Raw genomic sequence first — 23163 nt, forward strand, 5'->3', positions numbered from 1 at the left:
AAAAACAGGCCGCATCGCCGGAATCACACTGCACAACTTGGCCCACCGGTCGCTTGCCGCAAACAGCGCGTGCTTTAGCCGGGCTGCGGAACGTCGATGACGCGCGGCGTGTGGCCGGTGAGCGCGAGGAAACGCGCGAGCGAGTCATGCGGCAAGGACAAGGTGGCGGTATTGACCAGCGGGTGCGACAACACCGCGTCCGCCGCCCATAGCGCCTGATCAATCACCACTTCAACGGCGTGTTCGGCATCGTTGAAGGCGGCCAGCAGGGTCACGGCACCCGGGGTCAGCCCCAGATAGCGCAACAGGCGTTCGGGAGAGGCCATACGCAGGCTTTTGACTTCCAGCATGGGGGCCAGCGCTTTTAAGTCGACACTGTTTTCGGCCGGCATCGACACCAGAAAATGGCGCTTGCCTTTGTTGTCGCATAAAAACAGATTCTTGGTCTCGGCGCCGGGCATGGCCGGGCACAGTCGCGATGCTTCTTCGCAAGTGAATACCGGCGGGTGTTCGAAACGCTGATGGATAAGCGCGTGCTGGTCTAGAAAGGCGGCTAAAGTATCGTTCATGCATTAAAGATAAATACTACTCGCTAAATTTGTCAATGGCGTATTTGTGTCTGTATTCATTCATTGGCGTAGCCGCACAGCGAAGAGTCCGCCTTGAGCGCCTGCCGGGCGAGCCTTGCATGTCTTTGCGTACGGGCCGGCGTATGGCAAACAAAAAATCATCGCATAGACTGACTGGGTAGCCGGCGTGGTGGTCTGTAGGGGCGCCTTGCCATTGCCTGGTTTTTTCGCTGTCGTTTTCATGAAGTCATTCACGCGTCAAACAAGGAGCTGGATGTATGCAAAGCAAACAGGGAAGTGCGGGCAAGTGCCCGGTGTTGCATGGTGCCAATACCGAGCTTGGCAGCGCGAATATGAATTGGTGGCCACATGCACTCAATCTCGACATTCTTCACCAGCATGACAGCAAGACCAACCCCATGGATGCCGGCTTCAACTACCGGGAAGAAGTCAAAAAACTGGATGTACCGGCGCTGAAGCAAGACCTCAAAGACTTCATGACCCAGAGTCAGCCATGGTGGCCGGCCGACTGGGGGCACTACGGCGGCCTGATGATACGCATGGCCTGGCACTCGGCCGGCACCTACCGCACGGCGGACGGGCGCGGTGGCGCGGGGCATGGCAACCAGCGTTTTGCCCCGCTGAATTCATGGCCGGACAACGTCAACCTGGACAAGGCGCGCCGCCTGTTGTGGCCGATCAAAAAGAAATACGGCAACCGGCTAAGCTGGGCCGACCTGATCGTGCTGGCCGGCACCATGGCCTACGAATCAATGGGACTCAAGGTCTACGGCTTCTCCTTCGGCCGCGAGGATATCTGGCATCCGGAACAAGACATTTACTGGGGCTCGGAGAAAGAATGGCTGGGCGCCGCCCGCTATCAGGACGACAAGCGTGACTCGCTGGAAAACCCGCTGGCTGCCGTGCAGATGGGCTTGATCTACGTGAACCCCGAGGGGGTCGGCGGCCATCCGGACCCGCTTAGAACTGCACAGGACGTACGCGTCACCTTTGCCCGCATGGCGATGAATGACGAAGAAACGGTGGCGCTGACCGCCGGTGGCCACACGGTGGGCAAATGCCATGGCAACGGCGATGCCGGCTTGCTCGGGCCGGCACCGGAAGGTGCGGCGCTGGAAGACCAGGGCTTGGGCTGGATCAACAAGACCCAGTGCGGCATCGGCCGCGACACTGTCTCCAGCGGCCTTGAAGGTGCATGGACCACGCATCCTACACGCTGGGACAACGGCTACTTCCACCTCTTGCTGAACTACGAATGGGAGCAGAAAAAGAGCCCGGCCGGCGCGCATCAGTGGGAGCCGGTCAATATCAAGGAAGAAGACAAGCCGGTCGATGTCGAGGACGCCAGTATCCGCTACAACCCGATCATGACCGATGCCGACATGGCCATGAAGATGGACCCGGCCTATCGCGTGATTGCCGAGCGTTTTTATCAAGATCACGCCTACTTCTCGGAAGTGTTCGCCCGCGCCTGGTTCAAGCTGACCCATCGTGATCTGGGGCCGAAAACCCGCTATATCGGCCACGATGTGCCGGCAGAAAACCTGATCTGGCAAGATCCGTCCCCCGCTGGCCCGACCGCTTACGACATTGCCGCCGTCAAAGCCCAAATCGCCGCCAGCGGCCTGTCGGTTGCCGATCTGGTGAGTACGGCCTGGGACAGTGCACGCACTTTCCGTGGCTCGGACAAGCGCGGCGGTGCCAACGGTGGCCGCATCCGGCTGTTGCCGCAAAAAGACTGGGCGGGTAACGAACCCGGGCGACTGGCCCGCGTGCTGGCTCTGCTTGAGCCTATCGCCGCCCAAAGCGGTGCCAGCGTGGCCGACGTGATCGTGCTGGCGGGCAATGTCGGCGTTGAACAGGCGGCACGCGCAGCCGGTTTTGCGATCGAGGTGCCGTTTGCCGCAGGCAGGGGCGATGCCAGCCAGGACATGACCGATATCGAGTCGTTTGAAGTGCTGGAGCCCTTGCATGACGGCTACCGCAACTGGCTGAAGCAGGACTACGCAGTCAGCGCCGAAGAGTTGCTGCTCGAGCGCACCCAGCTAATGGGGCTGACAGCGCCGGAAATGACGGTGCTGGTCGGCGGCTTGCGCGTACTGGGTGCCAACTACGGCAATAGCAGCCACGGCGTCTTTACCGATCGTGTGGGCGTACTGACGACCGACTTCTTCGTCGGCCTGACCGATATGGCCTATAGCTGGCATCCGGCTGACGACGGCTTGTACACGCTGCGCGATCGCGCCAGCGGCGCGGTCAAATGGACGGCAAGCCGGGTTGATCTGGTGTTGGGTGCCAACTCCATCCTGCGTGCCTACGCCGAGGTTTATGCGCAGGACGATAGCCAGGAGAAGTTCGTGCGCGACTTTGTCGCCGCCTGGGTCAAGGTGATGAATGCAGACCGTTTCGACTTGATAGCCTAGCTGCGAGAGGTGGTTTCAAACGGCAACCGGCAAGGCGCAAAGCCTTGCCGGTTTTTTATTGGAGATTCCTCAATTACAAGTTGGTACTTACGCCATGCGATGCACGCTATTCATACGTCAGCTAGCCTTCCCCGTTAGGCTCGCGCAGGGGTTTCGCGAGACTTCGGGGGCGCCGGGGATGCAAGGGGCCGGGCGCGTCCGGCCCCTGCCCGCATGTATTCCCTCGCGCCGCTGTGCTTGCCGCGCTCGGTCAGCGGAAGCGGCAAGCTAAACAGATCCGCACAGCGGATTCAAAAAGTGCATGGGCTTTAGTCTGGCGGTCTTGCGACGGCGTGATGGCTGGGCGGGTCGTCTGGCACCGCTTATGCGAGTAAAATCTCTTGTTTTGTTTTTGCGCGACCTTGTCATGAAAAAATCCCTGATCTTGGCCTTGGGCCTTGCCTGTGCCGCGCCGCCGCTCCTCGCCGCGCCGGCGCCTTCTTATATCCAGCTGACCGACCGTACCCTGGATGCGTTATCCGCTGATGGCAGTGCGCAGCTGGTGCGCTCACCGGCCAGCCGGCTCAGCGACGCCGGCGGCGAGCTGGTGCCTGAGCTTGTGCTCAGGCTGGGCTACGACGAGTTGGCGACGCTGAGCCCGGCCGGTGGCCTGGCGCTGCGTAAGGGAGAGCGCGAGAGTAGCGCCGGCCTGCCCGCCGACAGCTATTTCACACCGTTGTCAGCCCGGTTCTCGGCCGATGGGCGCACGCTGGCGTTTGCCGCCGGCAGCGGCGGCACGCTGCGCGCCCTGCGCTGGCAGGCGGGTAGCCTGCCTGAAGCGCTGGTGCCGGACGGCAGCGCCTGGCTCTCGGGTGTCAGCGCGATCAGCGACGATGGCCAGGTGATCGCCGGCTGGCTGCTGCGCGATCGCAATAGTTTGCCGCAGGGGTTTGTCTGGCGCCAAGGGAAGGGGCTGGCCGTGCTGGATGCGCAGCTGAACCTGCCGCGTGCGATCAGCGCCGATGGACGTACGCTGGCCGGTACCGGTCTTGACGGTACGCTGGGCCAGTTGCGTCAGAGTGCGCTGGTGGAGCAGTTTGCCAGCGAAGACCCGCTAGGTGGTAACAAGGCGATTGCCGACTGGGCGCTGGTGGGCGCCAGTGACGATGGCCAGCGTCTGGCCGGTTACGTCAAACGCGCCGACAAGCCATTGTGGCAGGGCTTCTTGTGGGACCGCGATGCGGGCTTTGTCGAGTCGCCCCAGCCGCCGCTGTTTGATGCCAAGGCCGGTGCGCCGGAAGTGGCCGCCGCCGAGCGCGCCGTGCTCAAGGCGTATGCGCTGGGCGACGCCAACCGGCTGGGCGCGCTGCGCAAGCACGCCTGGCAGTGGCAGGACGGCAAGATGCAGGTGCTGAAAAAAGACGCCGAACTCGAGGCAATGTCGCGCGACGGCAAGACCTTTGTCGTGCGCGATGGCAAAGGGGCGCTGGTAGAGATCGGCTCGCGCGGCGAGCGCGCGCTGGCGTCGTTGCTGCCTGCAGACTTGCAGGGCGAGCTGGCGCTGCGGGCGATAAGCGCAGACGGACGCCGCATGTGGCTGCGCGACGAGGCCGGACGCAGCGTGCAGTTGCTGGATGGCCAGGCGCTGGCGCCGACCGTGGCTGCCACGCGCGCGCAGCCGGCGGCCTTTTCGGCCGACGCGCGTACGGTTGCCGGTATCTACGTCAATGACCCGGCCGGCGTGCGCCCGGTGCTGCGCTGGGACGGCGCGCGCGTTGATGCCCGTAGCTGCCGTTCCGGCGGCTCGAGTTACGGCCTGGTGTTCCTGTCGGCGGACGGCAACACACTGGCCGTCAGCCACCCCGATTCCTTCTGCCTGTTCAAGGAGTGGTAATGCGTACCTGGCTGATTCCCCTGTTGCTGCTGGCGGGTGCAGCCCAGGCTGCGACACCACGGCTGCAGCCCGGCTTGCAATTAATCGAGCAGTCGGCCGATGGCAGCACCCGCCTGGCCTTGTCGCCGGCCGCGCCGCCGCCTGCTGCGCTGCTCGCCCGGCTCAAGAACCTGCCCGAGCTATTGGGTGATGAGGGCTACCGGCCGGAGCCGCTGCGCGCGGGCTCGCCCGTGTTCGAGGCGGGCGGCCGCATCACCCCGCTTGCGGGTTTTGCCTATGTGCAGCGCGCCATGCTGAGCCGCGACGGGCGGCAGCTTGTGCTTGGTGCAGGCCAGGGCGGGGGGCTTGACGCGTGGCGCATCGGCCGCGATGGCAAGCGCGAGCGGCTGCTGCCCAAGGCGGCGGCCGCATTCAGCGGCGTGATCGACGCCAGCGCCGATGGCAATACCGTTGTCGGCTGGCTGCAGACTTCGGCCGACGCGGTGCCGCAGGGCTTTGTGTGGCAGGCCGCTCGCGGCTATCGCCTGCTGCCCGAACCGTTGTGGCTACCGTTTGCGATCTCGGCCGACGGCACGCGGCTGTTCGCATCGACCCGGCGACCAAGCGCCCAGACGCTGGCGCGGCGCGTGCTGTCGCGCACGCTGCAAGGCCCGGCAGAGGGCGAATGGGGCGAGACGCTGGCGGTCAGCGCCGACATGAAGACGGCGGTCGGCTACTACTATGTGCGCCCCGCCACGGGCAACCCGTCGGATGCCGGCAGCTATCGCGGCTGGTGGTGGCAGGCCGATGGCGGCTACCGGCAAAGCGCGCGTGCACTGCATCTGGATGAAGCCAGTGCACAGGATACGGCGCGCTTTGCTGCGTTTAGCGATCAACTGCTTGCGCTTGCCGGGCTTGGCAAGGAGGCGAGCGAGACGGTGACCACCGGTATCGCGCTGTGGCGCGTGGGCGAGCCGGCGACGGAGCAAGTCGCCGACGTGCGCCCGGTTTTTTTCGCGCGCGAGGGTGCGCTGACGGCATGGCAGCGGTGGCAGAACGAGGCATGGCAGCTGATGCTCGCGCACGGCGACGAGACCATCGCCGCCGAGATACTCGCAGGGCAAGCACTGGGGCAGGTGTTCTCCGTGCGCGCATCGGCGGACGGGCGCGCGCTGCAGCTTGCCGGCGAGGGCGGGCAGGTGGTGCTGCGCCGTAGCGGCAAGAAATTCGAGCCATCGCGCGGGCTGCACAATCTGGGCGCGTTTTCGCGTACGGGCCGCTACTACCTGTGGCCGGATGGCGAGGGTTTCGACAGCCGCCATCCATCGTGGCGGGATCTGCAAAGCGGCCGTGAAGGCACGCTTGCGAAGTGCCCGAGCGCGGGCGGCCATTACAGCGAGCTTGCGCTCAGGCTTAGCGCCGACGCCAAAACGCTGGCACTGGGCGGGCTGGAGGGCTACTGCGTATACCGCACCGGCCTGGAGGACGACGGGCAATGAGACGTTTAGCGCTCGCACTGACCTTGTGCGCCGGCTTGGCCGGTGCGACGGATTGCCCGGGGCTGGCCGGGCGCTTCGAGATCCAGTGGCCGAACGAAGCTGCGCAGCCGATGCGCGTGCTGGCAGACAGCAAGGATGGGCAGGCGGCGTACCGCGTCGAGATCGGCCTGCCCGACGGGCGCTGGGTTCCCCAGCGCACCCGCGCATTGCAAGGCCTGTACCGTTCCGAGCTTGGCCTGCTGCCGCGCTGCGGGCTCGAGGTTGCCGGCTACGGCCTGTTTGCCCGCAGCCGTGCGTTCGCGTGGACAGGCTTGCCCGGCGCCGGGCAGGCCGAGTGGGCGTTCTGGGCAGGCAAGGCGCTGCTGCCGGTGCAAAGGCTGGGTGACTAGCAGCTAAAGCAGAACGGCAATGGATCGGGCGGCGGCATGCCCTGGGCGTCGCGCATAAAGTCGCTGGCGGAAAAATCGCGCGGGCAGTCGATGCTGTCCAGCGCCTTGACCCGCACCTTGGAAAAATTGACGCTGCCGTTGGCGCGCAGGCCCAGCACGCCACCGGCGAGCATGGGATCGCTGTGGCGCAGCAAGGGCTGGCCGTCGACCCACGCGGTCATCTGCTTGCGGCACACATTGACGGCGACACGGTAGCGGCGGCCGGTGTAAAGCTCGAATCCCGACTGCACCAGCGAAGGCTCGCCGCGGTCGATGTCCGGCAGGCGCAGGTAGCCGACTCCCGCATACGCGCGCTTGTCGATGCCGTACATCACGAAGCGGGTGAAGCGCACGTCGTGCCACGACAGCATCAGCTCGGCCAGTACGCCCTGGTGGACGACGATGTCGGCCTCGACGCGGTAGTTGGCCGGCAGCGGAGTGCGCGAACGCAGCACCGCCATTTCGTTGCCGCCGCAGCTGTTTTTTTTGTGCTGCTCGCTCACAGGGATACAGCTGCCATGCAAGGTGCCGTCGGCAAGCGGTTCCCACTGGCCGCGCACCACCTGCCAGTCGCGTGCGAAGGTGGCCGGGCCGGGTGTGGTGCTCGCGCAGCCGGCGAGCGCAAGGGAAACAAGGCTGAGGGTGAGGGCTTTCATGTGCCGATTTTAAGCGATGACCAAGGCTTGCCAATAGTCTTTATTTATTCTTACGGAGTTTAGTAATGCATAAATGGCCGCGTCGCACGGCTGCGATGCTGGTGCTGGGCCTGATGTCGGGCGCAGGCACCGCCTGTGCCGATGACCTGTTTCAGGGCACGCTGACGCCAGTTGGCGGGCAATGGCAGCTCGAGCGCTGCAATGCCGTCAGGACGCGCTACACGCTGTTGTTGCCAGAGGCGGCCAGCGCGCAGCTCGAACAGGCATGGCGCTCGCGTCAGGGCCAGCCGGTGCAGGCTGGCGTGTTGGGGACGGTCTGCGCAGAAGGCGAGCATTGGCGCTTGCAGGTCAGCACCGTGCTGACGCTTGTGCCCGGCAGCTGCCATCTGGCGGATATGTTCTAGCAGCCTGTCGGGCTTGAGCTGCCATCGACGCCCGCGTTTACGCCGCCCCGGCTTCGACCCGGTGCCGGCCCTGCTGTTTGGCGCGGTACAGCGCCGCGTCGGCCTGTTCAATCAGCATGGCTGGGGTGTTGTCCGGCCCCGGCACCAGACTTGCCACGCCGACGCTGGCGGTCAGCAAACCCACCGGGCTGCCCGCATGCGGCAGCGCGAGCGCATCGAGGTCGGCCAGAAAGTCGTGGCAGATGATTTGCGCCTGCACAAGGCTGCTGCCTGGCAGCAGCAGGGCGAACTCCTCGCCGCCGTAGCGGGCGGCCAGTTCTCCGCTGCGGCGGGCATGCGCGGCCAGCTGGTGTGCCAGTGCCTGCAGGGCCTGGTCGCCGGCGAGGTGGCCGTAGGTGTCGTTGTAATGTTTGAAGTAGTCGACGTCGACCATGGCCAGCGTCAACGGTTGCGGATGGCGGCACGCGCGCTGCCATTCTTCGGCCAGCCGGGTGTCGAACAGCCGCCGGTTGGCAATATGGGTCAGCCCGTCGGTCTGGCTGAGCGCCGCGAGCTTGCGGTTAGCCTCTTCCAGTTCGACGGTGCGCGCGGCCACTTCCGACTCGAGCAACTGGTTGCGTGCGTTCAGGCTTTGCAGCGGATACACCTCGTTGCCGGCGGTGCTGACCTGATAGGGCAGCGAGATGCCGCTATGCGCGACCTTCCATACACTGTCTTCGCGCCGGAAAATCAGCGTCAGTCGCGCGACCTCGTTTGCCAGAAAGCTGGCGGCCAGCGGCAGATGGATATGGAAGCAGGCGACGGCGGCCACCACGTCTTCGGCGAGATCCTGCAGTTGCAGGTCGAGCATTTCCCAATGGATAGGCTCCGGCACCTGCGCAAAGTCGGTGCGGGTGATCGCCTGCCATTGCGCGCGGTCGTGCACCAGAAAGTCGCCGCAGCCGGTATAGCCGCTGAAGTTGTCGCTGAAATCGTCAAGCAGCCGCAGGTCGCGGTTCAGGTAGCGCTGGCGGTAGGTCTCGAACAGCGCACGGATCAATGCCAGACGGGGGAGAGGCGTTGTATCCATGCGTATTCCTGAAAAGATAGCGTATGCCTATCTTACCTTTTTCCATGGAAATACCGTGATCATTTTTGTCTGCTACTAACGATGCAGACCGGGGCTGTAGCCACGCCCGGCAGGTAAGAAAGGCCGCCCCAGCCGGCGGCCCTTCGCGCCACCATTGCCAGCGCCTGAATCGGCGGTAACCGTTCGCCCGGATCAAGGCGGCTTATTCTCGCCACCCCTGTCTCTACGGCGCGAACCGGGTGGGGCAGGGGCGTGGCAATGGACAGCGGCGCTGCCGGCAAGACGTTTTTGTCTATGATCAAGGCTCGCAACTGCCCGCCGGCTGGTCCGGCCCATCCCGTTCCGGGTGAAACAGATGAAACCTTGCACCTTGCGCCGGCTGTTTCTGCCTGCATTCAGCCTTTTGCTTAGCGCCTGCTCCACCTTGCCACCGGCCGGGATCGTGCCGGTGAGCGGCTTCGAGCTGCAGCGCTACAGCGGCAAATGGTATGAAATTGCCCGCCTTGACCATGTGTTCGAGCGCGGGTTGAGCGATGTCAGCGCCCGCTATATTCCCGCGCCGGATGGCGAGGTGCGGGTGATCAACCGTGGCTACGATACGGCTGGCGCCAGATGGAAGCAGGCCGAAGGGCGCGCCCGCTTCAATGGCCAGCCCGATGTGGCCTCGCTCAAGGTGTCTTTCTTCGGCCCGTTCTACGGCGGCTACCATGTGCTGGCGCTGGACCCCGATTACCGCTGGGCGCTGGTGGCCGGCAACGACCGCAGCTATCTATGGATACTGGCGCGCGACAAAACCCTGGACCCCGAGGTGAAAACGAGATTGCTGCAGCAGGCAGCGGCGCTGGGTTTCGAGACCGACAAGCTGATCTGGGTGTCGCAGACGCGGACGGATTAATATTGCCCGCGTCTATTTGGGACGTAGCGTAATTGTTTGGAGCCAGACGGCTAGGTGTAACGTCTGGCCGATTTTTATGTTGATGCTTGGGAGCGTTCTATTGTTACGGTTTTTGAATTCTGGGTTTTGCGTTGTTATTTTTCGGAATGTCTTTGTTTAATTTTCCCAGCCAAAATTTACGTGATCATAATAACAAATCAGCTTATAAAAATCAGACTTATAGCTACTGTTTAGTAGTTTTTCATAATTGGATTGCAGGAAAATTTCAATTTCACCTATGTGTTTTTTTGCCTTGTCATATGGCATTCCTAGCATGGCTTTAGCTATAAATTCTGGTCTTCCAGTGTATTTATCTTGCAATTGATCTGGTGATAAGGTTAAACCAAATTCTGAGTAATGGTCATTATTTAAATAGTCTTTAACACTATTTAGACCTTTTTGCTATCCAAGTCCTGCATTATGAAATTTCGAGTTGCTATTAATCCCGATGCTATTAAGATATTTGTACATCGGTACGAATGTGCGCCCTTTTCTAATGGAAGGCACTAGTATCTTAAGAATGTCAATTGGAGTGGATTCTATTTCGCCAAACATGATGTCGCGCATTAGATCATCTCGGCTTAATCCCTTTAGGCCAACATTAGATATTGTTTCTTCGTACTTTTCCTTAATGGCAAAGCCGGCGATAAAATCAATACCATCTAATGATTCTTCATCGTCTATGTCTATTAATTTCACTCGTTTCTCAGGGGTGGATGAATTCGTTATTTCGTATATTTGCTCGCGTAACATTCTGAGTACATGAGCTGGGATTTTTCTATCAACGGCTGAGAGGCTTTCAAACACTTTGCCATAATCATTAGTGACGATCTGCGTGATAGGTAGAGAGAAGTCGCCAAGTGGCATTTGCGAACGCATTACATGTTCACTCTCGTCATCTTTTTGGCGTCTTAAGAAATACAAGTTCTCTGATAATTTATCCCTGCGGGCGCCAAGGCTTTTGGCTATTTCCATTAAGATATTTATTAGATACTTATCCGATATAGAGTACCCAATAAAAATAACGGGGTGCTCGACAAATATTGTTGTTAGCTTGGCTGCAATATATGCATTGCTACCACTGAAGCGTTGGTAGTCTTCACTTGTTAGTATTAGTGAGTCTGGGTTGCTTGCGCTGCCGTGTATTTTGTATATCTCCCCAACACCGTGGGTGTTTTTAAACAGAAGCTCTTCTTGGCCAACAAAAGTCGTAAATTTCGGAAAAATTTTTTCTAGTGAGCAATCCCAGTTGGTTGTTATTATCCCGTCAATATTTGCTTTTGATAGGGTGGCTATCTCAGGGTTGTTGAGGAGTTCGTCTAAGTTGCTCGCCACATGTCCTTGTAAATAACTGGAGATTTTGCACTTTAGAGCGTTGGTGGCATCTTTTGATATTAGCTCTTCGTGCTGCGTTATAAATTCTTTATGCAGCTCTGGATTTTTATATATCTCGTTGAACAAATCTTCAGCAATGTAACCTGCTGCTGCAGGTAGGTCGCCTTTTGATTTTCCGCTGTATAAGGCATAATTTTTGGTGGCGAATTTTTTAAGTAAATCACCCCATGTCTCTAGATTTATATATCTTCTAGAGAACCCAGAGCCAATAAAAAGATAGGCTGGCTTGTTTGCCGATTGAAGTTGTTTGGTTATCATGTGTGTTTATTAAGATTAATTTTTAATAGGTGTTGGTTGTTTTTATTTATAAGATAATTAACGGCTTGGATTGGTGCCTGAGACCGATTGATAAACATTGTACATATGTTGCATTCGTGGAGCATATATGAACTCATGTTTGACAGGCAAAAAAAACCGCCTTGCGGCGGTAGATTTGTGAACAATCAATCCCAACTCAACGCGCCACCCGTCTGATACTCCGTCACTCGCGTCTCGAAGAAATTCTTTTCCTTTTTCAGGTCTATCATTTCGCTCATCCACGGGAAGGGGTTGGTGACGCCGGGGAAAAGCGGTTCCAGCCCGATCTGCTGCATGCGGCGGTTGGCGATAAAGCGCAGGTATTCCTTGAACATGGCTGCGTTGAGCCCGAGCACGCCGCGCGGCATGGTGTCTTCGGCGTAGGCGTATTCCAGTTCCACTGCGCGCTGGAACAGCGCATTCAGTTCGGCCTTGAAAGGCTCGGTCCATAGCGCCGGGTTTTCCAGCTTGATCTGGTTGATCATGTCGATGCCGAAATTGCAGTGCATCGATTCGTCGCGCAGGATGTACTGGTATTGCTCGGCGGCGCCGGTCATCTTGTTTTGCCGCCCCAGCGCCAGGATCTGCACGAAGCCGACGTAGAAGAACAGGCCTTCCATGATGCAGGCGAACACGATCAGGCTCTTGAGCAGGCGCTGGTCGTTTTCCAGCGTGCCGGTCTTGAATGCCGGGTCGCACAGGGTGTCGATGAACGGGATCAGGAATTCGTCCTTGTCACGGATGGACGCGACTTCCTGATAGGCACCGAACACTTCGCCTTCGTCCAGGCCCAGGCTCTCGACGATGTACTGGTAGGCGTGGGTGTGGATCGCCTCGTCAAACGCCTGGCGCAGCAGGAACTGGCGGCATTCGGGCGAGGTGATCTGGCGGTAGGTGCCCAGCACGATATTGTTGGCGGCCAGGCTGTCGGCGGTGGTGAAGAAACCGAGGTTGCGCTTGACGATGCGCATTTCGTCTTCGGTCAGCTGGCCGGTTTTCCATTGCTCGATGTCGCGCTGCATGTTCACTTCCTGCGGCATCCAGTGGTTGGCGCACTGCGCGAGATACTTGTCCCATGCCCATTTGTGCGCGAACGGCACCAGCTGGTTGACGTCGGTGGTGCCGTTGATCACGCGCTTGTCGCTGGCGCTGATGCGCTTGGAAGGGGTAGCGGAGGCGGCAGGAGCGATCGGGTCTTCAAAACTCAGCATGGGTGTCTTTCGTTTCAATCGGGTTTGATCGTCTCGGGCTTGAATGGCGCGAGCACGACACTGTTCAGGTTGTTGACCTTCCACACGTTTTTCATATGGGTAAAGTCGCGTTGTTGTGCGTCACGGATTTCGGCCGTGGGCAGGTAGTCCATTTCCAGCAGTACTTCACCCAGATAGACGGCTTTGCCGGCTTCGACGCTGAACGGCAGGTTCAGCGGGAAGCTGCGGATCTGGATGCCGCTATCGCCAAAACGGCCAAGACCGGAGGGCCAGTAACCATAGGCGGTGGCGAGCTGGTAACGCCCGGGGGGCAGGGTGAGCAGCGCCAGTTTGCCGGCGGCCATATTGCCGTTTTCACCAAAGATGGTATCGGTGCCCATATTGGCGTAGACGCGGCCTTGCAAGGCGCTGTCCAGGCTGTTCCAGCTCACGCTGGCCGACGAGCGGTCGGGTTCGCTGGATTTGCCGACCAGTGAAAAGATGGCATAGCCGTCACCGGGCGGCGGGGTGAGACTGCCTTGCAGTTTGTCGGCCATGGTGCTGCAGGCGCTCAGCAAGCTGGCAGTGCTTAAGATCAACAGGGTACGCATGGTGTCTCTTTCGCTATCGATGGTGCCTTGCGGCATCCCTGAACTGTAGGATGGGTGCAGGCGTTTTACGCCGTAACCCATCCCCTTGCGCCATCGTAAGCTTGCAGCGCTGATGGTGGGTTACGCCGGCTTGCGCCGGCTAACCCACCCTACGCCAGCGTGCACCACGCTCACTGACAGGCCTCGCAGTCCGGGTTGTCGATGCTGCAGAACTGGGCGTCGGTGGCCGGCGGCTGTGGCGCGGCGGCGACCGCGTTCAGTTCGCCGCCACGGCCGGTCGACTTCTCGGCGCTGGTCGCGGCCAGCGTGCGCAGGTAGTAGGTGGTTTTCAGGCCGCGTACCCATGCCAGCTTGTACAGTTCGTCCAGTTTCTTGCCCGAGGCGCCGGCCATGTAGATGTTCAGGCTCTGCGCCTGGTCTATCCACTTCTGGCGGCGGCTGGCGGCTTCCACCAGCCATGCCGGGTCGATCTCGAACGCGGTGGCGTAGATCGCCTTCATCTCGTCCGGTACGCGGTCGATGCGCCCCAGGCTGCCGTCGAAATATTTGAGGTCGGCCAGCATTACTTCATCCCACAGCCCGGCGGCTTTCAGGTCGCGCACCAGGTATTCGTTGGTGACGGTGAATTCGCCGGACAGGTTCGATTTGACGAACAGGTTCTGGTAGGTCGGCTCGATGCAAGGCGACACGCCGATAATGTTGGAGATGGTCGCCGTCGGCGCGATCGCCAGGCAGTTGGAGTTGCGCATGCCGTAGCGGGCGATGCGTTCGCGCAGCGGGTTCCAGTCCAGCCGGCCCGAGCGGTCCATTTCCAGATAGCCGCCGCGCTCGGCCGCCAGCAGGTTGATGCTGTCTTGCGGCAGGATGCCGCGGTCCCACAGGCTGCCCTTGTAGCTGGCGTAGCGGCCGCGCTCTTCGGCAAGCTCGGTCGAGGCCCAGTAGGCGTGGTAGGCCACCAGTTCCATCGATTCGTCGGCAAAGCGTACCGCCGTGTCGCTGGCGAATGGCACGCGCATTTGCAGCAGGCAGTCCTGGTAGCCCATGATGCCCAGGCCAACCGGGCGGTGCTTGAGGTTGGCGTTGCGCGCCTTCTTCACCGGGTAGAAGTTGATGTCGATCACGTTGTCGAGCATGCGCATGGCGACCGAGATGGTGGCCTTGAGCTTGTCGCTGTCCAGCGCGCCGTCCTTCATGTGCGCGGCCAGGTTGACCGAGCCCAGGTTGCACACCGCGATCTCGTCGTCGTTGGTGTTGAGCGTGATCTCGGTGCACAGGTTGGAGCTATGCACCACGCCCATATGCTGCTGCGGGCTGCGCAGGTTGCACGGGTCCTTGAAAGTGATCCACGGGTGGCCGGTCTCGAACAGCATGGTCAGCATCTTGCGCCACAGCACCAGTGCCGGCAGGCTCTTGAATACGCGCAGCTTGCCGGCGCGCCCCAGCGCTTCGTACGCGGTGTAGCGCGCCTCGAAGGCGGCGCCGGTCAACTCGTGCAGTTCGGGCACTTCGGACGGGCTGAACAGGCTCCACTCGCCGCCTTCCATTACCCGCTTCATGAACAGGTCGGGAATCCAGTTGGCGCTGTTCATGTCGTGGGTGCGGCGGCGGTCGTCGCCGGTGTTCTTGCGCAGCTCGAGGAATTCCTCGATGTCGGCGTGCCAGGTTTCCAGATAGGCGCACACCGCGCCCTTGCGCTTGCCGCCCTGGTTGACGGCCACGGCGGTGTCGTTCACCACCTTCAGGAACGGCACCACGCCCTGGCTCTTGCCGTTGGTGCCCTTGATATGGCTGCCCAGCGCGCGCACCGGGGTCCAGTCATTGCCCAGGCCGCCGGCAAACTTGGACAGCAGGGCGTTTTCCTTGATGCCTTCGTAGATGCCGTCCAGGTCGTCGGCGATGGTGGTCAGGTAGCAGCTGGAGAGCTGGCTGCGGCGGCTGCCGGCGTTGAACAGCGTTGGCGTCGAGCTCATGAAGTCGAAGCTGGATAGCACCTGGTAGAACTCGATGGCGCGCGTTTCGCGCTCGACTTCGTTCAGCGCCAGCCCCATCGCCACGCGCATGAAAAAGACCTGTGGCAGTTCGCTGCGCACGCCGTCGATATGCAGGAAATAGCGGTCGGCCAGCGTCTGCAGTCCGAGGTAGCCGAACTTGAGATCGCGCTCGGGCTTGAGCGCGGCACCCAGGCGCGCCAGATCGAATTCGGCCAGACGCTCGTCCAGCAGTTCGGCGCGGATATTTTGGGCGATGGCGCTGGCAAAAGCGTGCGGGTAGGCGTCGGCCATCGCGTCCTGACTCACCGCTTCGCCCAGCACTTCGCCGCGCAGCTGGTCCAGCAGCAGGCGGGCGGTGACATAGTCGTAGGCCGGGTCCAGCTCGATCATGGCACGCGAAGCCAGAATGGCCGACTTGCCGACTTCTTCTTCCGACACGCCGTCGTAGATGTTTTTCAGCGTCTCGGCCAGTAGCGCGTCGACGTCGATGCCGGCAAGGCCGGTGGCGGCAGCCTGGATGGTGTCGCGCAGTGCCGGGATATTCAGCGGCAGCTTGCGGCCGTCTTTCTTTTGCACATTGATGGTGATCTGGTGCAGCGCCTCGCCGCGCGCGGCGCGCTCCTTGGCGCGTTCTTCGCGGTACAGCACGTAGGCGCGGGCGACATCGTGTTCGCCAAAGCGCATCAGCGCCAGCTCGACCTGGTCCTGGATGTCTTCGATATGGATCGCGCCGCCCTCGGGCTTTCTGCGCATCAGCGCGCCGATGATCATTTCGGTCAGGCCGGCGACCTTGTCGCGGATGCTGGCCGAGGCGGCACCCTGTTGGCCGAGCACCGCCAGAAAGGCCTTGGTGACGGCGATGGAGATCTTGACCGGTTCGAACGCCACCACGGCGCCGCCGCGACGGATGGTCTTGTACTGGCTGAAGTCAGCCTGCGGTGCGGCGGCGCGCCCCAGTTCGGTGGCGGTTTGTCCGTCAAAAGTCTTCATTTTTGATTTTTATCCTGTTTTATTTGAATTTTGTGATGTTTTCTTGCCGTGTGCAGTCGTTGGCTGTCCATCGCACGGCTTGGGCGTGTTGTACGGATTAATACTATATATGCTGTTTTTTATACGTTATGGCGCAAATGGTAGTGGCTAAGGTGCGGCTTCGCAAGTCTTGACAAAGTGCGTGAATGGCGTGATCCGCGCCAGATATGGCTTGCGGCAAAATAAAAAATTTACGCCATTTTGCTGGTGTGGATATTTTGTGCGGTGCTATCCCTTTAAATACAAGGATGCAGCGTTTTATGTCTATGCACGCACTAGATGTAGTAGTTTGTGGTTGTGGTTTGGATGCTGCATTAAAAGTCATGAAATTTTTTAATCAAACTATAGTGCCCACTTAAAAATTGCATGTTTTGCTGCGGGGCGCAGCATGTCCTGAGCGGCAAAAAGCCGGCCGATGCGGCATAGTGGGGAAATCTGCCGCCACTGGCGGTTCATTCTTTTGGCTGATGATGAAAACACCCGAATTTATCCAGGCACTCGAGCACACAATCGCGACCCACCCCTGGCTGGGCGAGGTCTCTCTGGTACTGTTGTTTACCCTGTTGGCCCAGCTGGCGTGGATGCTGTTCGCCCGCCATTCATCCGAGCGCGAGATGGGCTTGCGCCGCTCGCTTTTGCACGCGTTTATCCGTTCCAGTTCACCCGCCATCATGGCGGTCATTGCCATCATCGGTTTTTCGTTGTTGCTGCAGACATTGGGACGCGAGTTGTGGCCGGCCCTGACGCCATGGATTGGGCCGCTGCGTATGGTGGCCGTGGCGCTGGTCGTGGTCTGGGGGACGTTCCGTTTTATCGATGCGTCCGAACGGCTGCATCTGGAAAACGGCTACGACACGACCACCGCGAATGCGCTATCGATGCTATTCAAGGTGATCACGCTGGTCGTGGTGTTTCTGGCAGTGGGCCAGTCTTTCGGTATGAGCCTGTCCGGCTTGCTGGCCTTTGGCGGCGCCGGCGGTCTGGTGGTCGGTTTTGCCGCCAAGGATATTCTGGCCAATTTCTTTGGCGGCCTGATGATCTTCATCGACAAGCCGTTCAAGGTCGGCGACTGGGTCAGCTCGCCCGACCGCAATATCGACGGCACGGTCGAGCATATCGGCTGGCGCCTGACGCGCATCCTGACTTTCGACAACCGGCCGATGTATATCCCCAATTCCATTTTTTCCAGCATCGGCGTGGTCAATCCGCAGCGGATGAAAAACCGCCGCATTCTGGTCAATATCGGCCTGCGCTACGAGGATGCCGGGCGTATGGCCGAGGTGGTGGACAAGGTGCGCGCCATGCTGCGCGCCCATCCGGCCATCGACCAGAACGATACCTTGCTGGTGTATTTCAACCAGTTCGGCGAGTCGTCGATCAGTTTCATGGTGTATTGCTTTACCCGCACTACGTCATGGGAGCCTTGGCTGGCCGCGCAGCAGGATGTGTATCTGAAGATTGTCGATATCGTGCATGCCTGCGGCGCCGATTTTGCCTTCCCCAGCCGTACGCTGTATGTGGAAGGGACGGGGGCGGGTTTGCCGCTGGCCTGAAGTTAATATTTGACTGGCATGCCTTGGGGCGCTCACAATGCGGCATCGCTCCGGGGTGCCGGGCCGCAAGGCCCAGCTGAGATGGTGAATACCGAACCCGATGGACTTGATCCGGATAATACCGGCGTAAGAAGAGCAATGACTGTTGGTGGCCGCCCCTCAAGGCGTGCTGCCGGCGCGGATTCGTAACGGCCTGACTGCAAGCACGTCTCTTTCGCACAGTTGTTTTGCCTGCCTCCGGAGCGTTGACAACAACGTAGCCGAGGCCTCAATGAACGCACCCGACCGCTTTACCGCCATGCTCGCCGCCACTTGCGAGCCGCTTCCCGCATCCAGCAAGGTTTACACCACCGGCAGCCAGCCTGATATCCGCGTGCCGCTGCGCGAAATCGCACTCTCCAACGGCGAAAACATCGCCCTTTACGATACTTCCGGTCCTTACACCGACCCGGCTGCCAGCATTGATGTGCGCCAGGGCCTTGCCGCCATGCGCGCGCCGTGGATAGCGGCGCGCGGCGACACCGAGCCTTACGCCGGGCGTATCGCCGATGCGCGCGACGATGGCTCGCGCGACGAAGCCTCGCTTGCGCGCCTGCGCGAACTCTCCGCCGGTCTGCAGCGCACCCCGCGCCGTGCCAGGGGCGGTGTCAACGTCACCCAGATGCATTACGCGCGGCGCGGCATCATCACCCCCGAGATGGAGTACGTGGCGCTGCGCGAGAACGGCAAGCGCGAGTGGATGCGCGAGTACTTGGGCGACGCCGAGCGCGAGGCGCGTCTGGCCGGCAATGCGCTGGGCTTTGCCATGGCGCGCGAGATCACGCCGGAGATGGTACGCGACGAGGTCGCGCGCGGACGCGCAGTGATCCCGGCCAATATCAACCATCCCGAGCTGGAGCCGATGGCAATCGGGCGTGCGTTCAAGGTCAAGATCAATGCCAATATCGGCAACTCGGCGGTCACTTCCGGCATCGAGGAAGAAGTGGAGAAGCTGGTGTGGTCAACGCGCTGGGGTGCGGACACGGTGATGGATCTGTCTACCGGACGCCATATCCACACCACGCGTGACTGGATCGTGCGCAATTCGCCGGTGCCCATTGGCACCGTGCCCATCTATCAGGCGCTGGAAAAGGTTGGTGGCATCGCCGAGGATCTGAGCTGGGAGATTTTCCGCGATACGCTGATCGAACAGGCCGAGCAGGGCGTCGACTACTTCACCATCCACGCCGGATTGCGTCTGGCCTATGTGCCGCTGACCGCGCGCCGCCGTACCGGCATCGTTTCGCGCGGCGGCTCCATCCTCGCCAAATGGTGCATTTCCCACCACCGCGAAAATTTCCTCTACACCCATTTCGAAGACATCTGCGACATCATGAAGGCCTACGACGTGACCTTCTCGCTCGGTGATGGCCTGCGCCCCGGCTCGCTGTCGGACGCCAATGACGCGGCGCAGTTTGCCGAGCTGCGCACCCTGGGCGAGCTGACTCAGGTGGCGTGGAAGCACGATGTGCAGACCCTGATCGAAGGCCCGGGCCATGTGCCCATGCATATGATCCAGGCCAATATGGACGAGCAGCTGGCCACCTGCGCCGAGGCGCCGTTCTATACGCTGGGGCCGCTGACCATCGATGTGTCGCCCGGCTACGACCATATCGCCTCGGGCATCGGCGCGGCGATGATAGGCTGGATGGGCACGTCCATGCTCTGCTACGTGACGCCCAAGGAACACCTGGGCCTGCCTGATCGCGACGACGTGAAGCAGGGCCTGATTGCCTACCGCATCGCCGCGCATGCGGCCGATGTGGCCAAGGGCCACCCCGGCGCGCGCGCGCACGACGACGCGATGAGCCGTGCCCGCTTCGAGTTCCGCTGGGAAGACCAGTTCGCGCTGGCGCTCGACCCGGACACCGCGCGCGCCTATCACGACGCCACCTTGCCGGCCGAAGGCGCCAAGACCGCGCACTTTTGCAGCATGTGCGGGCCGAAATTCTGCTCGATGAAGATCACGCAGGAGGTGCGCGACTACGCCGCCACCCTGGGTGTCAGCGACGAAGAGGCGCTGGCGCGCGGAATGGAAGGCGAGTCGCAGCGTTACGAGGACGCGGGGCGCCAGCTGTACATCCCGATTGAAAAGGCCTGAGCCATGGCAAGCATAGGCATTGCCGGCGCGGGTGTCGCCGGCCGGCTGCTGGCCTACCAGTTAGCTTTGCGCGGGCACAGGGTCACGGTATTCGATCCGGCCAGCGGCCCCGAGCCTGCGGGCGACGGGCAAGGCGCCGCCGGCTTTACCGCAGCAGGGATGCTCAGCCCGCTGGCCGAACTGGAACATGCTCCGGCCGAGGTGGCGCAGCTGGGCGCGCGCTCGCTGCCTTTGTGGCAGCAAGTGGCGGCAGCGCTGGCGGCGCAATTGGGGACGCGGCCGGACACCTATTTGCGCTGTGCGGGCTCCTTGCTGCTGGCCCACCCCTCGGATGCGGGGTCGGCTGCGCGCGTGCTCGCCCGGCTGGAGGTTGCACCGCAACTGGTCGCGGATCTGGCCGCACCGCAGGCGCTGTCGGCGGCCGAGCTTGGCGCGCTGGAACCCGAGCTCGCGCCTGGCCTGCGCGGCTGGCTGCTGGCCGGCGAAGGGCAGGTGTTTCCCTATGCGCTGCTGCCGGCGCTGGTGGCGGCAAGCGAGGCTGTCTGGTGCTGGAACTCGCGGGTCAGCCAGTTGGCGCCGGGCCGGCTGACGCTGGCTGATGGCGACAAGCTGGCGTTTGACTGGGTGATCGACGCCCGTGGCCTGGGGGCGAAGGATGCGCTGCCACTACGCGGCGTGCGCGGCGAAGTCGTGTGGCTGCACGCGCCCGGCGTGGCTCTTCAGCGGCCGATGCGCCTGATGCATCCGCGCCACCGCGTGTATATGGTGCCGCGCCCGGGCGATGTGATCGTGGTGGGCGCCAGTGAAATCGAAAGCGCCGACCGCTCGCCGGTCAGCCTCAGAAGTGCGGTCGAGCTGATGGCCGCCGCGCACAGCGCCATGCCGTCGCTGGCCGAGGCGCGCATCCTGCATCTGGAAACCAATCTGCGCCCGGCCTTGCCCGACAACCTGCCGCAGACTGATATCGAGCCGGGCCTGATCCGACTCAACGGCCTGTTCCGCCATGGCTGGCTGATGGCGCCGGCCCTGGTCGACGACGCGATCGCGGCGGCCGGACTGTAAACACAAAGGACATGATGAAACCCGATCAAATTACCGTGCACCTCAATGGCGAGGCGCTCGAAGTCGCCAGCAGTAGTTCGCTGGCGGCATTGCTGGAATCCCGAGATATCGCCGCCGACAGCATGGCCAGTGCGCGCAATGGCGAATTTGTCGCCCGCTCGGCACGCAGCGCCTGCCAGCTGGCCGAAGGCGACGAGATCACCCTGTTTATGCCCATCGTCGGAGGCTGAATGGACACCCTGAACCTGTACGGCACGCCCCTTGATAGCCGGCTTTTGCTCGGCACCGCCGGCTACCCCTCGCCCAGCGTGCTCGCGGCGGCGATTGTCGCCTCCTGCACCCAGGTGGTAACGGTCGGACTCAAGCGTACCCTGGCCGGCGACGGCGACAACGGCTTTTTGCAAGGCGTGCTGCAGACGCTGCGCGCGCAAGGTGCCCATCTATTACCCAATACCGCCGGCTGCCGCAGCGCGCGCGAAGCGATCCAGCTTGCGCGCATGGCGCGCGAACTCTACGACACGCGCTGGATCAAGCTGGAGGTGGTCGGTGACGAATACACGCTGCAGCCCGATCCGTGGCAACTGCTGGAGGCGGCTAGCACCCTGATCGCGGAAGGTTTCCAGGTGTTCCCCTACTGCACCGACGATCTGGTGTCCTGTCAGCGCCTGCTGGATGCCGGTTGCGAAGTGCTGATGCCCTGGGGCGCGCCGATAGGCTCGGGGCAGGGGCTGCTCAACCCCTGGGCCTTGCGTACCCTGCGCGAGCGTTTGCCGGACGCGGTGCTGATTGTGGATGCCGGCATCGGAGCGCCCTCGCATGCCGCCGCGGCAATGGAGCTGGGCTTTGATGCGGTACTGCTTAATTCGGCGGTCGCCCATGCAGGAGACCCGGTACTGATGGCACAGGCCTTTGGCCAGGTGGTGGCAGGTGCCCGCGCCGGCTACCGCGCCGGCATTATGGCCGCGCAAGCCATGGCGGTAGCCAGTACCCCGGTCACCGGCCGGCCCTTCCTGATCGGATAAACATGCAATTACTGGATATGAACGAGGCCCGGCAGCAGGCGGCCGGGGAGGCGCTGCCGGCATGGGCCCGGCGCCAGGGCGGTGCGCTGTGGCTGATCGATACCGCAGAAGGCATGGACTGGCTGCAGACGTCCGAGGCCAGCGGCTATCTGGTCGCAGGTGCGGGCGGGCAGCTGGCGGCGCTGCGTGACGCGTTCAAGCTGGCGCAGCAGGCCGGACATGGCGCGGCCGATGCGGCGGTGCTGGCTTCACTTGCGGTGCGAGGGCGCTTGCCGCTGCTGGGGCTGGATGAGGCGCTGCCCTGGGTGTGCGAAGGCATGCGCTTTGCGCCGTTTGCGGTGGCGGATGGCATTTACGGCATCGTGCCGGATCTGGCAAGGCTGGAGATGGCGCTGTCTTGCGGCCTGCGTCTGGTGCAACTGCGTGCCAAGCGCCCGCTGCATCCGGATGAAGCCGCGCAGGCGCAGGCCTTGGCTGTGCACTATGGTGCGCAATTATTGATCAACGATGACTGGCGGGCAGTGCTCGCCAGTGCGCAGGAAGGGCATGGGCCGGGGCTGCATCTGGGGCAGGAGGATCTGGTGGCGCTGCCATCGGCGGCGCTCGCCGCGTTGCGCGCACAAGGCGGCAGGCTGTTGCTAGGCCTGTCCAGCCATTGCCCGTGGGAGCTGGCGCGCGCCGCCGGCTGTGGTGCCAGCTATATCGCCTGCGGCCCGGTCAAGCCCACTACGACCAAGAGTATGCCGTGGCAGGCGCAGGGGCTGGACAATCTGGCCTGGTGGGTGGCGCATGCGCCCGCACCGGTCGTCGCCATTGGCGGACTGCTCACACCGCAAGATGTGCGCTGGGCGGCAAGCGCGGGGCCGGCCGCGGTGTGTGTGGTGCGTGGACTGGGCGAAAGCTCCGAGGCGATGCCGCGTGCGATCGCGGCCTTGCAGGGTGCGCTGGTCAAGGCACCCTGCAGTCAGGCGCCGGTGCCTGACTGGCCACACCCGGCGCTGCCATCCTGACGAGTCAA

Annotated in this window: 19 protein-coding genes and 1 riboswitch; of the genes, 12 read left to right on the forward strand and 7 right to left on the reverse strand. The window is 61.9% G+C overall.

Going from position 1 to position 23163, the window contains the following annotated elements; all coding sequences use genetic code 11:
- Positions 1 to 74: 74 nt before the first annotated feature.
- Entirely contained in the window at positions 75 to 569 is a 495-nt protein-coding gene (locus GQF02_RS07805; RefSeq protein WP_124734285.1) for a prolyl-tRNA synthetase associated domain-containing protein, read from the reverse strand.
- A 278-nt stretch (positions 570 to 847) separates the two neighbouring features.
- On the opposite strand from GQF02_RS07805, the gene katG reads away from it, so the two are divergent.
- The 4 genes from katG (at position 848) to GQF02_RS07825 (ending at position 6753) form a co-directional block, all read left to right on the forward strand.
- Entirely contained in the window at positions 848 to 3013 is a 2166-nt protein-coding gene (katG, locus tag GQF02_RS07810) for a catalase/peroxidase HPI (RefSeq protein WP_160796159.1), read from the forward strand.
- Between the two features lie 406 nt (positions 3014 to 3419).
- On the forward strand, positions 3420 to 4886 hold the full coding sequence (locus GQF02_RS07815) for a hypothetical protein (RefSeq protein ID WP_160796161.1): 1467 nt from the start codon (positions 3420 to 3422) through the stop codon (positions 4884 to 4886).
- Entirely contained in the window at positions 4886 to 6364 is a 1479-nt protein-coding gene (locus tag GQF02_RS07820) for a hypothetical protein (RefSeq protein ID WP_160796163.1), read from the forward strand. Before GQF02_RS07815 ends, GQF02_RS07820 begins: the two co-directional genes overlap by 1 nt.
- Positions 6361 to 6753 carry a hypothetical protein gene (locus tag GQF02_RS07825; RefSeq protein WP_160796165.1) on the forward strand — a complete coding sequence of 131 codons (393 nt, stop codon included), beginning with the start codon at positions 6361 to 6363 and terminating at the stop codon, positions 6751 to 6753. Before GQF02_RS07820 ends, GQF02_RS07825 begins: the two co-directional genes overlap by 4 nt.
- Here the strand turns inward: GQF02_RS07825 and GQF02_RS07830 are convergent.
- Positions 6750 to 7448, reverse strand: coding sequence for a hypothetical protein (locus GQF02_RS07830; protein ID WP_124734280.1), 699 nt, complete (start codon positions 7446 to 7448; stop codon positions 6750 to 6752). The genes GQF02_RS07825 and GQF02_RS07830 overlap by 4 nt on opposite strands.
- A gap of 65 nt (positions 7449 to 7513) precedes the next feature.
- Here GQF02_RS07830 and GQF02_RS07835 point away from each other — a divergent pair, with 65 nt between their 5' ends.
- Entirely contained in the window at positions 7514 to 7852 is a 339-nt protein-coding gene (locus GQF02_RS07835; protein WP_124734279.1) for a hypothetical protein, read from the forward strand.
- 37 nt (positions 7853 to 7889) lie between these two features.
- Here GQF02_RS07835 and GQF02_RS07840 read toward each other — a convergent pair whose 3' ends face one another.
- On the reverse strand, positions 7890 to 8921 hold the full coding sequence (locus GQF02_RS07840) for a diguanylate cyclase domain-containing protein (protein ID WP_160796177.1): 1032 nt from the start codon (positions 8919 to 8921) through the stop codon (positions 7890 to 7892).
- Positions 8922 to 9276: 355 nt separating this feature from the next.
- Here GQF02_RS07840 and GQF02_RS07845 point away from each other — a divergent pair, with 355 nt between their 5' ends.
- Complete coding sequence (locus tag GQF02_RS07845) at positions 9277 to 9816, forward strand: lipocalin family protein (protein ID WP_160796180.1); 540 nt, start codon at positions 9277 to 9279, stop codon at positions 9814 to 9816.
- A gap of 441 nt (positions 9817 to 10257) precedes the next feature.
- Here GQF02_RS07845 and GQF02_RS07850 read toward each other — a convergent pair whose 3' ends face one another.
- The 4 genes from GQF02_RS07850 to GQF02_RS07865 form a co-directional block, all read right to left on the reverse strand.
- Positions 10258 to 11508: an SIR2 family protein gene (locus tag GQF02_RS07850; protein ID WP_160796182.1), complete on the reverse strand. Its 1251-nt coding sequence runs from the start codon at positions 11506 to 11508 to the stop codon at positions 10258 to 10260.
- A 185-nt stretch (positions 11509 to 11693) separates the two neighbouring features.
- Positions 11694 to 12776, reverse strand: a complete 1083-nt coding sequence (locus tag GQF02_RS07855) for a ribonucleotide-diphosphate reductase subunit beta (protein WP_268891006.1) — start codon at positions 12774 to 12776, stop codon at positions 11694 to 11696.
- The gene (locus tag GQF02_RS07860) at positions 12773 to 13348 is read right to left on the reverse strand and encodes a DUF2057 domain-containing protein (protein ID WP_160796184.1); all 576 of its coding nucleotides are present in this window, start codon (positions 13346 to 13348) and stop codon (positions 12773 to 12775) included. Before GQF02_RS07860 ends, GQF02_RS07855 begins: the two co-directional genes overlap by 4 nt.
- A 170-nt stretch (positions 13349 to 13518) precedes the next feature.
- The gene (locus GQF02_RS07865) at positions 13519 to 16329 is read right to left on the reverse strand and encodes a ribonucleoside-diphosphate reductase subunit alpha (protein ID WP_160796186.1); all 2811 of its coding nucleotides are present in this window, start codon (positions 16327 to 16329) and stop codon (positions 13519 to 13521) included.
- A 509-nt stretch (positions 16330 to 16838) separates the two neighbouring features.
- Between GQF02_RS07865 and GQF02_RS07870 the strand changes: the two genes are divergently transcribed.
- From GQF02_RS07870 to GQF02_RS07895, 6 genes are all read left to right on the forward strand, one after another.
- The gene (locus GQF02_RS07870) at positions 16839 to 17921 is read left to right on the forward strand and encodes a mechanosensitive ion channel family protein (protein WP_328698603.1); all 1083 of its coding nucleotides are present in this window, start codon (positions 16839 to 16841) and stop codon (positions 17919 to 17921) included.
- Positions 17922 to 17962: 41 nt separating this feature from the next.
- A riboswitch (TPP riboswitch) is annotated at positions 17963 to 18071 on the forward strand.
- A 121-nt stretch (positions 18072 to 18192) separates the two neighbouring features.
- Positions 18193 to 20061: a phosphomethylpyrimidine synthase ThiC gene (thiC, locus tag GQF02_RS07875; RefSeq protein ID WP_124735812.1), complete on the forward strand. Its 1869-nt coding sequence runs from the start codon at positions 18193 to 18195 to the stop codon at positions 20059 to 20061.
- A gap of 3 nt (positions 20062 to 20064) precedes the next feature.
- Positions 20065 to 21123 (forward strand): FAD-dependent oxidoreductase, encoded by a 1059-nt coding sequence (locus GQF02_RS07880; RefSeq protein ID WP_160796188.1) that lies wholly within the window; start codon positions 20065 to 20067, stop codon positions 21121 to 21123.
- Between the two features lie 11 nt (positions 21124 to 21134).
- Positions 21135 to 21353: a sulfur carrier protein ThiS gene (gene thiS / locus GQF02_RS07885; protein WP_160796190.1), complete on the forward strand. Its 219-nt coding sequence runs from the start codon at positions 21135 to 21137 to the stop codon at positions 21351 to 21353.
- Positions 21354 to 22145 carry a thiazole synthase gene (locus tag GQF02_RS07890; RefSeq protein ID WP_160796192.1) on the forward strand — a complete coding sequence of 264 codons (792 nt, stop codon included), beginning with the start codon at positions 21354 to 21356 and terminating at the stop codon, positions 22143 to 22145.
- 2 nt (positions 22146 to 22147) lie between these two features.
- On the forward strand, positions 22148 to 23155 hold the full coding sequence (locus GQF02_RS07895) for a thiamine phosphate synthase (protein ID WP_160796194.1): 1008 nt from the start codon (positions 22148 to 22150) through the stop codon (positions 23153 to 23155).
- Positions 23156 to 23163 lie beyond the last annotated feature (8 nt).

Origin of the sequence: Craterilacuibacter sinensis (assembly GCF_009831765.1) — a bacterium.
GTDB lineage: Bacteria > Pseudomonadota > Gammaproteobacteria > Burkholderiales > Chromobacteriaceae > Craterilacuibacter > Craterilacuibacter sinensis.

Excerpts from the sequence above, each read along its gene's own strand:
- GQF02_RS07850 (WP_160796182.1), bottom strand. The coding sequence starts at position 11,508 with ATGATAACCAAACAACTTCAATCGGCAAACAAGCCAGCCTATCTTTTT.
- GQF02_RS07880 (WP_160796188.1), top strand. The coding sequence starts at position 20,065 with ATGGCAAGCATAGGCATTGCCGGCGCGGGTGTCGCCGGCCGGCTGCTG.
- GQF02_RS07860 (WP_160796184.1), bottom strand. The coding sequence starts at position 13,348 with ATGCGTACCCTGTTGATCTTAAGCACTGCCAGCTTGCTGAGCGCCTGC.
- GQF02_RS07820 (WP_160796163.1), top strand. The coding sequence starts at position 4,886 with ATGCGTACCTGGCTGATTCCCCTGTTGCTGCTGGCGGGTGCAGCCCAG.
- GQF02_RS07805 (WP_124734285.1), bottom strand. The coding sequence starts at position 569 with ATGAACGATACTTTAGCCGCCTTTCTAGACCAGCACGCGCTTATCCAT.
- GQF02_RS07815 (WP_160796161.1), top strand. The coding sequence starts at position 3,420 with ATGAAAAAATCCCTGATCTTGGCCTTGGGCCTTGCCTGTGCCGCGCCG.
- katG (WP_160796159.1), top strand. The coding sequence starts at position 848 with ATGCAAAGCAAACAGGGAAGTGCGGGCAAGTGCCCGGTGTTGCATGGT.
- GQF02_RS07870 (WP_328698603.1), top strand. The coding sequence starts at position 16,839 with ATGAAAACACCCGAATTTATCCAGGCACTCGAGCACACAATCGCGACC.
- GQF02_RS07895 (WP_160796194.1), top strand. The coding sequence starts at position 22,148 with ATGCAATTACTGGATATGAACGAGGCCCGGCAGCAGGCGGCCGGGGAG.
- thiS (WP_160796190.1), top strand. The coding sequence starts at position 21,135 with ATGATGAAACCCGATCAAATTACCGTGCACCTCAATGGCGAGGCGCTC.
- GQF02_RS07840 (WP_160796177.1), bottom strand. The coding sequence starts at position 8,921 with ATGGATACAACGCCTCTCCCCCGTCTGGCATTGATCCGTGCGCTGTTC.
- GQF02_RS07830 (WP_124734280.1), bottom strand. The coding sequence starts at position 7,448 with ATGAAAGCCCTCACCCTCAGCCTTGTTTCCCTTGCGCTCGCCGGCTGC.
- thiC (WP_124735812.1), top strand. The coding sequence starts at position 18,193 with ATGAACGCACCCGACCGCTTTACCGCCATGCTCGCCGCCACTTGCGAG.
- GQF02_RS07865 (WP_160796186.1), bottom strand. The coding sequence starts at position 16,329 with ATGAAGACTTTTGACGGACAAACCGCCACCGAACTGGGGCGCGCCGCC.
- GQF02_RS07825 (WP_160796165.1), top strand. The coding sequence starts at position 6,361 with ATGAGACGTTTAGCGCTCGCACTGACCTTGTGCGCCGGCTTGGCCGGT.
- GQF02_RS07890 (WP_160796192.1), top strand. The coding sequence starts at position 21,354 with ATGGACACCCTGAACCTGTACGGCACGCCCCTTGATAGCCGGCTTTTG.
- GQF02_RS07845 (WP_160796180.1), top strand. The coding sequence starts at position 9,277 with ATGAAACCTTGCACCTTGCGCCGGCTGTTTCTGCCTGCATTCAGCCTT.
- GQF02_RS07835 (WP_124734279.1), top strand. The coding sequence starts at position 7,514 with ATGCATAAATGGCCGCGTCGCACGGCTGCGATGCTGGTGCTGGGCCTG.